Annotated in this window: 11 protein-coding genes; 5 read left to right on the top strand and 6 right to left on the bottom strand. The window is 37.3% G+C overall.

Annotation, left to right across the window (positions count from 1 at the left end; genetic code table 11):
• A partial coding sequence (locus ACSU6B_RS28445) for a hypothetical protein (RefSeq protein WP_410889792.1) occupies positions 1 to 229 on the top strand: 229 nt, incomplete at its 5' end.
• 233 nt (positions 230 to 462) lie between these two features.
• Positions 463 to 1080, top strand: coding sequence for a YitT family protein (locus ACSU6B_RS28450; protein WP_168244158.1), 618 nt, complete (start codon positions 463 to 465; stop codon positions 1078 to 1080).
• Between the two features lie 8 nt (positions 1081 to 1088).
• Here ACSU6B_RS28450 and cysC read toward each other — a convergent pair whose 3' ends face one another.
• The 5 genes from cysC to ACSU6B_RS28475 are packed head-to-tail and all read right to left on the bottom strand — an operon-like array spanning position 1089 to position 4964.
• Entirely contained in the window at positions 1089 to 1688 is a 600-nt protein-coding gene (gene cysC / locus ACSU6B_RS28455) for an adenylyl-sulfate kinase (protein ID WP_410889794.1), read from the bottom strand.
• Between the two features lie 35 nt (positions 1689 to 1723).
• Positions 1724 to 2893, bottom strand: a complete 1170-nt coding sequence (sat, locus tag ACSU6B_RS28460) for a sulfate adenylyltransferase (RefSeq protein ID WP_410889796.1) — start codon at positions 2891 to 2893, stop codon at positions 1724 to 1726.
• Positions 2894 to 2936: 43 nt separating this feature from the next.
• On the bottom strand, positions 2937 to 3638 hold the full coding sequence (locus ACSU6B_RS28465) for a phosphoadenylyl-sulfate reductase (protein ID WP_410889808.1): 702 nt from the start codon (positions 3636 to 3638) through the stop codon (positions 2937 to 2939).
• A gap of 28 nt (positions 3639 to 3666) precedes the next feature.
• Positions 3667 to 4212, bottom strand: a complete 546-nt coding sequence (locus tag ACSU6B_RS28470; RefSeq protein ID WP_410889798.1) for a histidine phosphatase family protein — start codon at positions 4210 to 4212, stop codon at positions 3667 to 3669.
• Positions 4203 to 4964 carry a phosphosulfolactate synthase gene (locus tag ACSU6B_RS28475; protein WP_410889800.1) on the bottom strand — a complete coding sequence of 254 codons (762 nt, stop codon included), beginning with the start codon at positions 4962 to 4964 and terminating at the stop codon, positions 4203 to 4205. The genes ACSU6B_RS28470 and ACSU6B_RS28475 overlap by 10 nt, the downstream gene beginning before the upstream one ends.
• A gap of 166 nt (positions 4965 to 5130) precedes the next feature.
• Between ACSU6B_RS28475 and ACSU6B_RS28480 the strand changes: the two genes are divergently transcribed.
• The 3 genes from ACSU6B_RS28480 (at position 5131) to ACSU6B_RS28490 (ending at position 7621) form a co-directional block, all read left to right on the top strand.
• Positions 5131 to 6375, top strand: a complete 1245-nt coding sequence (locus tag ACSU6B_RS28480; protein ID WP_410889802.1) for an MFS transporter — start codon at positions 5131 to 5133, stop codon at positions 6373 to 6375.
• Between the two features lie 61 nt (positions 6376 to 6436).
• Positions 6437 to 6727: a hypothetical protein gene (locus tag ACSU6B_RS28485; RefSeq protein WP_308162597.1), complete on the top strand. Its 291-nt coding sequence runs from the start codon at positions 6437 to 6439 to the stop codon at positions 6725 to 6727.
• A 129-nt stretch (positions 6728 to 6856) separates the two neighbouring features.
• Entirely contained in the window at positions 6857 to 7621 is a 765-nt protein-coding gene (locus tag ACSU6B_RS28490) for a sulfite exporter TauE/SafE family protein (protein ID WP_410889804.1), read from the top strand.
• A gap of 58 nt (positions 7622 to 7679) precedes the next feature.
• On the opposite strand, the gene ACSU6B_RS28495 is transcribed toward ACSU6B_RS28490, so the two are convergent.
• Positions 7680 to 9146 carry a spore germination protein gene (locus tag ACSU6B_RS28495; protein ID WP_410889806.1) on the bottom strand — a complete coding sequence of 489 codons (1467 nt, stop codon included), beginning with the start codon at positions 9144 to 9146 and terminating at the stop codon, positions 7680 to 7682.
• Positions 9147 to 9389: the final 243 nt, after the last annotated feature.

Raw genomic sequence — 9389 nt, forward strand, 5'->3', positions numbered from 1 at the left:
CTCTCCAAGAAAGTTGATTCGCTCATTTTGTTACGTTGGCTTAGCTTCAACAAATGAAGCTAATAGTTATTGTTTGTTTACACGTCTTTGTTTATTTAGTTTTCAAAGAACAAAACTATTTCTTCTTGCTACAATTATCACTACTAGATTACTAGTTTTTAAAAGTGACAAGAAAGATACTATAACATGTCCTTGCCAACATCGTCAACAATTTATTTTTTATCAATAACGTTTTAACTTGCTCGCGAAGGAACTTTCTTATAATACCATCCGAGTGTGTAGCATTCAGTAGATAATATTTTCTAATCTATTTAGCATCTTTTATCTTGATATTATCACGTTGAAAAAACATTCTACATATTCCTTTTTTTCTTCTCATAAAATGGACAAGGAGTAATAGTCCTGAGGAGGTATTTATGTGGAATTGAAAAATACAATTGATATGGTTTATTTCTTTAAACTATGAAAAGAACTTATTTAACCTATTTCTGCATTTTATTTGGGGCTACCCTTCAGGGCATGTCGATGTCCTTGTTTTTATTTCCTCACTCCATCCCTTCGGGCGGGGCAGCAGGACTTGCGATCTTGGTCAATCACTGGTTTCATTTATCTCTTGGTTTCTCTTTGTGGTTATCTAATATTGTTTTTCTACTTTTCGCTTTAAAGTATTTTGGATACACCTGGACTATTCGAACGATTCTTTCGGTTGCTATTACCTCCACGACAGTAACTTTTCTAACAGCCCTAGTTCCACATCTTCATATCCATATCATGGTGGATATACTATGTGGAAGTGTTTTCTTTGGTATTGGTGTAGGATTATTGATTCGAGCGGGGGCATCCAGCGGTGGAATGGTCATTCCTGCATTAATGATCGCTTCCTATAAGAAATGGAGTCCAGGAAAAGTAATGATGGGAATAAACTTTTTGATTTTTTTATTAACCGCCCTTGTGATTGATTATAAAATTGTTATTTTCGCAGTTATTTGCCAATTCTTTTCAACGAATATCATTGATTTTATTTTTGAATTAAAATTACAAAAAATAAGATTCCTAACGACGAATTGGAGAAAAAGATAAGAAGATCCCTAAAGAATCTTCTCTTCCTTTAAATAGGCTATAATTTTTTCAACTGATTGATCAAGTGTCATTGTATCAGTTTCAATCATGATTTCTGGATCATTTGGCACCTCATACGGAGAGGATATTCCCGTAAAGTCAGGGATTTCTCCTTTTCTTGCTTTTTTATATAGACCTTTTGGGTCCCGGTCTTCACAGATATTGATAGGACAATTCAAAAATATTTCAATAAATTCGCGGGGTTCAAACATATTTCGAACAAGCTGCCTATCATCAAGAAATGGAGAAATAAATGCAGAAGAAACAATCAGGCCGCTGTCAACAAACAGTTTTGCCACTTCCCCGATTCTCCGAATGTTTTCTCTCCTGTCCTCAATCCCAAAACTTAAATCACTATTTAGCCCGTGGCGAATATTATCACCGTCCAAAACATAGCTCCTAATATTTTGTTGATACAAAGCATGATCAACAGCATTAGCCAAGGTAGATTTTCCTGATCCAGATAAACCTGTAAACCACAATACACAGCTTTTATGCCCATTTAATAGGTAGCGATCTGTTTTTTTTACCGTTGACTGATGCCAAATAATATTCTTACTATTTCCCATTTCATCACCCCTTTATTTTCTACAAATGGTTCGCTTTAAGGGGTCTCCAAACGGCGGGTTTCATCTAAGTAGGCTTCTTTCATTCCTTGGATTAGAATTTCAACCACTTCAGGCCGGCTAAATTCCTTTGGCGGCTGTTCCCCGTTTTTTAACATACCTCTAACTTTTGTACCTGATAAAATTACGTGTTGCTTTGAATCATGTGGGCATGTTTTTTCAGAGGCCATGTTTTCACATTTTTTACAATAAAAGCTATGTTCAAAAAAGAGCGGTTTAATGCCGAGTTCTTCGTCAGTGAAGTGACTAAATATTTTTTGGGCATCATATGTTCCATAATAGTTTCCTACTCCGGCATGATCTCTCCCTACTATAAAATGAGTACACCCAAAATTTTTCCGGACGATGGCATGAAAGATTGCTTCCCTAGGCCCAGCATATCTCATCGCGGCAGGAAAAACAGAAAGGAACACCCGATCTTTCGGGTAATAATTTTCTATTAAGACTTGATAGCTTTTCATACGGATTTCACCAGGAATATCATCCGATTTGGTCTCACCCATCAACGGATTTAAGAAAAGCCCATCGACAGTCTCTAATGCTGTTTTTTGTATATATTCATGGGCCCGGTGCACGGGATTTCGAGTTTGGAAACCAACTACCGTATTCCAACCGAATCTCCTAAACTGCTTCCTTGTTTGGATGGGGTCCAAATAATAGCTTTCAAACTTACTTTTCTCAGGTCTTTTTATCAGGGTAATGGGACCTCCGAGATAGATCTCCGGTCGTTCTAACAGTCTTTTAACCCCTGGGTGATGAATATCGGTTGTTCTGTATACCATCTCAGCTTCAAACTTTTTATCAGGGATAAATAATTCCTTCACCTCCATTACACCATACACAGTGCCATTTTGGATTAGATTGATCATCTCACCGGTTTTAAGTTCCTTCGCTTTATCTTTGTTGATAGATAATGTAATCGGTAACGACCACGGAAGTCCATTGATCAGCCTCATATTACTAACTACTGAATTATAGTCAGATAGACCCATAAACCCAGTTAGCGGACTATAGGCTCCATTTGCAATTAACTCTAAATCACTTAATTCTAAATTACCTAATTCTATATAGTTACGAGTGTAATCAATTGGAGTATTTAGGTTAATACTATTTACCAATTCACCCCCATGGGGGACACTTTCACTCATTTTACTCCCTCCCTAACCTCTTGAATTTGCCTTTGTGGCCTATTTATGCTTCATGGAGTCCGCATTCAGTTTTCGATTTACCAGCCCACCGTCCGGAACGAGAGTCTCTTGAATCTGCGACAGGCTTTGTACAGGGAGCACAGCCAATACTTGGGTAACCTTTATCGTGTAATGGATTGTAGGGTAAATGATTTAGATGGATATAAGTCATAATGTCTTCCCATGACCAGTGAATAAGGGGACAAATCTTTATTTTCTTAAATTTTTCATCCTTATTTATATATTGGGTGTTACTCCTTATGATGGATTGATCTCGCCTTAGACCTGAGATCCATGCTTCAACATCCTGTAATGCTTCCTTTAGAGGAACCACCTTTCTTAAATGACAGCACAGATTGGGGTTACTCTGCCACAATTCGTCTCCATACCATTTGGTTTGTTCATCCAACGATATCCTAGGTTTAATAAGCTCGATTTGCAGCGATGGGTACCTGTTCCTGACTTCCTCAATTAATTGATAAGTTTCTGGAAAGTGGAGGCCGGTATCGAGGGAAATAATTTTCGCATTTTTATTTACTTTATGAATTAAATCGATTAATACAATTCCCTCTGCGCCAAAGCTGCACGAATAGACTATTCTCTCTCCATAATTTTGGTATGCCCATTTTAAAATATCTAGAAAATCGCGAGGATGGTCCAAAAGGGTACCTACCTTTTTTTCATCCCAATTTTCATACGTCAACAGATCAGACAATTAAGGTCACCTCGACTTTCTATCCTCGAAGATTGGAATTCATTGCTAGTGTAATACAGGCATTGTTTTCGACAATTATTTTATTCATGTGATTAACATCGCCAAACTGCGAATAAGAAATCATTGCCCTAATCCACGATCCATGGCCGAACACTAAAATATTGGACAACTTCTTATATTTTTCGATAAACAAAACAACCCTTTCTTCTAAATTCTTAATACTTTCTCCTAACACAAGATCTTTTGGATTATTAATCCAAAGCTCACGATATTTCTCGAAAAGTTCTTCCTTTGGACGCCCTTCAAATGGACCAAAATCTAATTCATCTAATAAACCCTCTGTTTGGCATGCGTGGCCATATAGCTGAGCTGTTTGATGAGTTCGTTTTAGGGTGCTGGCCAAAACAAGTTCAAATGGTGCTAATTTTTTCAGCCGCTGCTTATTCTCTGCTATTCCTAAATATAATTCATCTGTTAATGGGGATAGTTCTATATCTCTCCTGCCTTGCAGCCAGGTTTTTTTATTCCATTCTGTGGGAAGATGTCTGATTAGCGTTATTTGCATTCATTTCCCTCCAAAAAAAATGTTTCACTTCTTAGACCACAGCGTTGCGCTTCTAATATTAATACATCTCGTATTTTCACATTTCCTAAATTGACATTGGGTCCAATTTCTTTAATAAAATACATTTGATGTTTTGCCGATGGTGCTTCAAAGATGATTTTTTTGCTGTCAATACCTCTGACCAACTCTTGAATTAAATCAGATTTAATATCACCGCATTTTTCATAAATACCTGAAGTTCCAGAATCCCTGCCTTCTGTAATCACATATTCACAACCTGCTTCTAAGAAGAGCATTATCTCTTCTTTCCATCCACAGATAGACATTTCTTGATTAGGATCCTTGGAACCGACTTCTGCGATGATATGAAAGTCATTTTTTAATTGTGAAATTAAACGGAGGCGTTCATTTATTGGGATATCTAGTGTCCCATTAGATATTTCGAGCCATTCAATCCCTAAATCCTGTAAAAAGGATAAATATTCAGGAATTTTTTTTTGGTAAAAGCATTTTTCAAATAATGTACCGCCACAATAAGTCCTAATATGATATTCCTTGTAAAGCCGAACCTTTTCCTTTATGTTTGGCGTTACATAAGCTGAACCAATCCCGATCTTAGCTATATCAATAAAGCTGCCATAATCAGCTAAGATATTCTTTAATTCTCCCATCGGGGTTCCCGTATCGATCACAGAAGTTAGACCGTATGATCTAATTCCTGAAGTCCTTTCGGGAATGGTTAAAAAACTCATAGGGAATGCGCCTCCTCTATTTTTCTAGGATAGATTATTCAAAAAATGGGTGAATGTGTATATAATGGGCATTATTCCTAAGAATTAGGCAATTGCGATTGCATAAACTGCTGTCCTATTCCAAACAATAATAGGGCTTAATTTCACAGTTAGGGGTGTACATACATTGCCGAAGCAAAAGCATAAAGGCTTGACGATTACTGCAATCGGTTCAATCCCACTTATTTTGGTGTTAGGAAACTCAATGTTAATCCCAATTCTTCCAAAAATGAAATCAGAACTAAATATTACTCAATTTCAGACTAGCTTAATTATCTCAGTATTTTCGATTGCAGCGGCAATATCTATACCTGTTTTAGGATATTTATCTGACCGTTTTTCACGAAAAGCAATTATTATCCCAGCTCTTATCGTGTATGGCAGCGGAGGTCTTTTAGCTGGTGCTGCAGCAGCCTGGTTCTCCAATCCGTATACATGGATACTTGCAGGGAGAGTTTTACAAGGGATTGGTGCTGCTGGTACGGCTCCAATTGCCATGGCATTGGCAGGCGATTTATTTAAGGGTGGCGAACAAAGTAAGGTTTTAGGCTTAGTGGAAGCATCGAATGGATTCGGAAAGGTTATAAGCCCAATTATCGGTTCGCTTCTAGCACTTCTGTTTTGGTATGCTGCATTTTTTGCCTTCCCGATTTTTTGTGCGATGTCAGTTCTCTTCACCATCTTTTTTATCAAGGAAAAAAATGCAGAAAAAGAACCTCCTCCTTTGGGAAAATATGTGAAGGGTCTTGTATCAGTTTTTAAAACAGAAGGACGCTGGTTATTTGCAGCATATTTCACAGGTGCCTCCTGCCTTTTTACACTATTTGGGATTTTGTTTTATATATCCGATATTCTCGAGAAAGATCATCAGATTGATGGTTTACTAAAAGGTGCAATTTTAGCGATCCCCCTTTTATTTATGACAACAACCTCCTATTTTACAGGCAGTAATATCGGAAAAAAAATGAAAGTAATGAAAAGATTAATTGTCATCGGCTGTTTATTAATGACTGCTTCCTTTGCATCATTGGTCTTCTTTACAAATTTACTTCCATTTTTTGCTGTCTTAGTCATAAGCAGTATTGGAACTGGTCTCGTTCTTCCTTGTATTAATAGCTTTATTACTGGTTCCGTACCGGCAGACCGGCGTGGATTCGTTACCTCCCTATATGGATCCGTTAGATTTTTAGGTGTTGCCATTGGTCCACCTATTTTTGGGGCATTAATGGAATGGTCCCGTTCAGGGATGTTCTTATCTACAGCAGGTTTAACATTGTTATGTGGATTGCTTTCCATGATTCTCATACATGTTGCTAAAAAGGAGCCTTCAGAAGAAAGTGATTCATTGTTTGAAAAATTATCCTTCACATAAAATTGAAAAAGGTCCGGTTAGGAGAGTTTACTTGACAATGGGGCTAGATAAAAAGGAGTAGATGTCATTGCAAATTTATTTTTCTCCTGAGGTAATCACACCGCAGTTTCAGGTATTAAATGTGGTGGATGGAAATAACAAAGCAATAGGAAACGTAGCTCTTCTATTTGATGAAAAAAAGCTTTATGTTTATGGAATTTTAGAAGAGATAGAAGTCGGAGCGGATTTTAAGGATTTAGTCACACCTTATATAAAAGGATTAGCTAAGGCTCGGCCTGGATTAGATATTTTCTCTTGTTTATATGTCGGATGTAAAAAAATAAATTTGAATGAAGAAGAAAAAGATAAATAATGATTTAGGTGGACTCCAAACTGGGTCCACTTTTTTTTTGGGCATACCATTCATGTCACAGGTATCTAACTCTTTCATATTTTAATGTTATAAATCAACATTAGATTAGATATTCGGGGTGTGCGTGTAATGAGCATGGGGATTATTGTAATGGGTCTTTTAATCGGTTTTATGGTCGGATTAACAGGTGTTGGAGGGGCCGCTTTGTTGACTCCAATTTTAATTTTATTAGGTATCAGCCCTTCAATTGCGGTAGGTACTGATCTTGTTTATAACTCCATAACTAAACTTTTTGGTTCAATTCAACATTGGAGGCAGAAGACAATAAATTTCAAGTTAGTAAAGTATCTAGCGATTGGGAGTATTCCAAGTGCGATCTGTGCAGTAGGCGTTCTCCATTTATTTGATTCTTTTTTTCATAACCAAGAAGTGGTGATTAAACACGCATTGGGTTACGTTTTAATATTGGTAGCATTGACTACCTTGTTTAAAACATTTATGAAAAATAAATTAGAATGGAATCATTTTCAAAAGAAGCCGATCCACGAAAAACGGGGCTTAACCATTCTGATTGGTGCTATATTAGGTTTTATTGTAGGCTTGACATCGATAGGATCTGGTTCATTGTTTGCATTAGCTATGATTTACTTGTACAGATTGAAAACTCCAGAATTGGTCGGAACCGATATCGCTCATGCCTTTTTATTAGTCTCCGCTGCAGGGATTATGCACGCAGGAATCGGCAATGTTGATTATCTATTAGTGTTTAACCTTTTAATGGGGTCGATCCCTGGTGTCATTTTAGGAAGCACCTTATCCTCTAAATTACCAGCAAAACCTCTAAGGACTATTATGGCAGTGATGATTTTGATTAGTGGGTTTAAACTAATTTAATATAAGTAATTAAATCTGAAACAGCTCAAAAGTCTATCAAATTTGATAGACTTTATTTTTATTGCCTTGTTTTATCTTGTGGCCTTAGGATCGCAGCCCTTGTATTATTAAGCGGAATTGGCGTCCGAGAGAGCATTATCCGAAAATCTCGTGGATTAAATGGAATAAACGGATACAAAAATGGTGTATTCATGCTCTTTGTTACAACAAGGAGCATGATCCATAACGTGATTCCTATGATTAACCCTGGAACTTTAAATAAAGCAACCATGATTAAAAAGAAAACCCGAAATAGTCGATTGGCAAGGCTTAACTCATAACTTGGTGTGGCAAACGTTCCAATGGCAGCAACTGCCACATATAGGACGACCTCATGAGTAAAAATCCCTACCTCTACAGCTACATCTCCAATGATTATTGCAGAAACGATACCTAACGCAGTTGCAAGGGCATTGGGAGTATGTATAGCTGCCATTCGCAAAATTTCAATTCCGACTTCAGCAATTATAAATTGCCAGATTAAACCAATCTCCCCTTGATCTTCTACACCGATAAACTTCCATCGATCTGAGAGTAATTGTTCATTGGTCGCATAAGTGTACCAAAGTGGTATGAGAAATAAGGAGGATAACACAGCGATAAATCGTGCCCATCGTAAAAAAATCCCAATTACCGGCTTTTGACGATATTCCTCAGCATGCTGCAAGTGATGCCAATAGGTTGCTGGACAAATCATTACACTTGGTGACCCATCCACCACTATTAATACATGACCTTCCATTAAATGAACGGCACTTGTATCTGATCTTTCTGTGTATCGAACTAATGGATATGGATTATAATTTCGGCCAAATACAAATTCTTCAATCGTTTTTTCCGCCATTGGAATCCCATCTATGGATATTTTTTCAAGTTCATTTCTTAACATTTTTACATTATCAGGGTCAGCAATGCTATCTATGTATACTAATGCAATATCTGTTTTAGATCGCTTTCCTACTTGGACGTATTCCATTATAAGGGATCGATCCCGTACACGCCTGCGAATTAAAGCTAAGTTAAATACAATCGTTTCAACAAAGCCATCGCGGGGTCCCCGTACAACACGTTCAATATCTGGTTCCTGAGGAGAACGGATTGGATATTCACGTGAATCAATCAGGATTACTTGTTTACCGCCTTCTACTACTACTGCAGTTTGTCCTGCAAGAATTTGGGCTATAACTTCCTCTAAATCATCTGATGTATTCACCTCTACATGAGGAATAAAGGTTTTAAAAAGCTTGTCAATTGGACTATTTCCAAAATCCTCTGGTTTCCGTTTCTCGATCTCCTTCATAATTAAAAGTAAGAGATTAGCTGAAGCGAACCCATCTATTAAAAACATCCCGAACCGGAGTCCTCCGTATTCCAACGGCCTGTGAATCACATCAAAGCTTTTTCCGATTCGTAATTCTTTTATTAAGTATTCTATATTATCCTCAAACTTTTCCTTAACCGGAATTTGAGTCCCCTTTTTTCCCAAACATGCCAACTCCTAAATTTTCATTATTGGTATTTTGCAACATGTTTGAGGTTAATATACTTTTTTCATATTATCAAATAATTCTGTCTCTATAGAGAGTTCGAGTGTATATTATGTGAACCACCCTCCAGTTATTATCTCGAACACAAAAAAAGACAACCTTTACAGGTTGTCCTTGAAATGCCTGGCAACGTCCTACTCTCACAGGGACGCGTGTCCCAACTACCATCGGCGCTGAGAAGC

Origin of the sequence: Neobacillus sp. C211 (genome assembly GCF_051842875.1) — a bacterium.
Taxonomy (GTDB): Bacteria; Bacillota; Bacilli; order Bacillales; family Cytobacillaceae; genus Neobacillus.

Coding starts and splice junctions, on each gene's coding strand:
- ACSU6B_RS28450 (WP_168244158.1), top strand. CDS start 463: ATGAAAAGAACTTATTTAACCTATTTCTGCATTTTATTTGGGGCTACC.
- cysC (WP_410889794.1), bottom strand. CDS start 1,688: ATGGGAAATAGTAAGAATATTATTTGGCATCAGTCAACGGTAAAAAAA.
- sat (WP_410889796.1), bottom strand. CDS start 2,893: ATGAGTGAAAGTGTCCCCCATGGGGGTGAATTGGTAAATAGTATTAAC.
- ACSU6B_RS28470 (WP_410889798.1), bottom strand. CDS start 4,212: ATGCAAATAACGCTAATCAGACATCTTCCCACAGAATGGAATAAAAAA.
- ACSU6B_RS28475 (WP_410889800.1), bottom strand. CDS start 4,964: ATGAGTTTTTTAACCATTCCCGAAAGGACTTCAGGAATTAGATCATAC.
- ACSU6B_RS28485 (WP_308162597.1), top strand. CDS start 6,437: ATGTCATTGCAAATTTATTTTTCTCCTGAGGTAATCACACCGCAGTTT.
- ACSU6B_RS28490 (WP_410889804.1), top strand. CDS start 6,857: ATGAGCATGGGGATTATTGTAATGGGTCTTTTAATCGGTTTTATGGTC.